The sequence below is a fragment of the Pseudoalteromonas sp. FUC4 genome (genome assembly GCF_008370255.1).
Lineage (GTDB): Bacteria > Pseudomonadota > Gammaproteobacteria > Enterobacterales > Alteromonadaceae > Pseudoalteromonas.
Map to the genome: position 1 here is coordinate 1 of NZ_SEUI01000013.1, position 739 is coordinate 739.

Consider the following 739-nt stretch of genomic DNA (forward strand, 5'->3'; position numbering starts at 1 on the left):
TGGCTTAGAAGCAGCCATCCTTTAAAGAAAGCGTAATAGCTCACTGGTCGAGTCGGTCTGCGCGGAAGATGTAACGGGGCTAAACTATGCACCGAAGCTGCGGATTCAGAATTTATTCTGAGTGGTAGGGGAGCGTTCTGTAAGCCGTTGAAGGTGACCCGGGAGGGTTGCTGGAGGTATCAGAAGTGCGAATGCTGACATGAGTAACGATAATGGGAGTGAAAAACTCCCACGCCGGAAGACCAAGGGTTCCTATCCCATGTTAATCAGGGTAGGGTAAGTCGACCCCTAAGGCGAGGCCGAAAGGCGTAGTCGATGGGAAACAGATTAATATTTCTGTACTCGATATAATTGCGATGGGGGGACGGAGCAGGCTAAGCAAGCATAGCGTTGGTAGTCTATGTGAAAGTGAGTAGGGCGTTTGTTTAGGTAAATCCGGACGAACATTAAACCTGAGACACGAGACGAGTCACTACGGTGATGAAGTTGCTGATGCCATACTTCCAGGAAAAGCCTCTAAGCTTCAGATTATATGGAATCGTACCCCAAACCGACACAGGTGGTCAGGTAGAGAATACTAAGGCGCTTGAGAGAACTCGGGTGAAGGAACTAGGCAAAATCGTACCGTAACTTCGGGAGAAGGTACGCTCCTATCTGTGATGAGACTTGCTCTCTAAGCGGACGGGAGCCGCAGTGACCAGGTGGCTGGGACTGTTTATTAAAAACACAGCACTGTGCA

At 49.5% G+C, this 739-nt stretch carries 1 rRNA gene; it reads left to right on the top strand.

Annotated elements, in window-relative coordinates:
* Window positions 1-739, top strand: a 23S ribosomal RNA gene (locus tag EU510_RS19835); the annotation flags it as partial.